This window comes from Bradyrhizobium sp. 17, from assembly GCF_023073515.1.
Classification (GTDB): Bacteria; Pseudomonadota; Alphaproteobacteria; order Rhizobiales; family Xanthobacteraceae; genus Bradyrhizobium; species Bradyrhizobium canariense_D.
The window spans coordinates 1-901 of record NZ_JADPJQ010000059.1; the positions used below are offsets into that span (position 1 = coordinate 1).

General features: G+C 57.6%; 2 protein-coding genes and 1 pseudogene. All 3 read left to right on the forward strand.

The genetic code is table 11. The annotated features are described in order from the left end of the window. Positions 1-125 (forward strand): FCD domain-containing protein (locus IVB13_RS09485; protein ID WP_247488591.1); only part of this gene is annotated, 125 nt, incomplete at its 5' end. A gap of 161 nt (positions 126-286) precedes the next feature. Beyond that, positions 287-646: a Dabb family protein gene (locus IVB13_RS09490; protein WP_247488589.1), complete on the forward strand. Its 360-nt coding sequence runs from the start codon at positions 287-289 to the stop codon at positions 644-646. 115 nt (positions 647-761) lie between these two features. After that, positions 762-901: pseudogene (locus tag IVB13_RS09495) on the forward strand (aminodeoxychorismate synthase, component I); the annotation flags it as partial.

Consider the following 901-nt stretch of genomic DNA (forward strand, 5'->3'; position numbering starts at 1 on the left):
CGCGATCCAATCAGGATCACCGCCTGATTCTGCAGGCACTGCGAGCGCGCAACGTCGATCAAGCCTGCAATCTGCTCGCACGCCACATTCAAACCATTGAGCGCCTTGCCCTTCCCGCGTCCTGACCAGAATGAGATTGGCGGGCTCCGCTTCAGACCGCGGGCCATCGCAAGAGTGTCAAATCCTGTCTGTTTGCCGCGCGAGGCGGCATGTGGCGCCAGCGTTGCAGCGGGCTCGATTCCAAGATAGTTATGCGACCTACTCGCGATTTAACCTATGGCCATCCATGATCCGTCACATTGTCTTGTTTACGGCCAAAGATAAGGCCCATATCGACCAAATGATCGAAGGCCTATCGCTTCTCACCAGGATCTCGCATGCCCGGCGGCTCGAGATTGCTCGCAATCGCAAGGCCGACCAGTTCGGCAACGATATCGACGTCGTAGTCTATGGTGAGTTCGACAACGAGACGGAACTCGCAGCCTACAAAGCGCATGAGCTCTACCAGGAATCGATCAGGCGAGCACGACCACTGCGCGAGCTGCGCCTCGCGGCCGACTATGACGTATCAACAGATGCGCGTTTCGTCTCAGCGGCAGGCGGAGTCCAACTTAGTCCGCGCATCGTATCCCCCGACGGGGCTTAGTCTGACAGTCAATCTCGAGAGCTTGCGGCGCTCCGACCAGCGTCGCTCTCGTTGTGGTCGGGATCATAATCGAAGCGTGTCTAACAGCACGCCAGTCAGCGGTGACTCATAGGCGATGCACGTCCGTGAACTACAGTGGATTGAGCCTATCAAAGCGGTGCAACGTCTCGCGCATCGACCGCACCTCTCGTTTCTCGATAGCGCAGCAACGCATGAGTTGCTCGGGCGTTACTCATATGTGACCTGCGATCCATT

Excerpts from the sequence above, each read along its gene's own strand:
- IVB13_RS09490 (WP_247488589.1), top strand. The coding sequence starts at position 287 with ATGATCCGTCACATTGTCTTGTTTACGGCCAAAGATAAGGCCCATATC.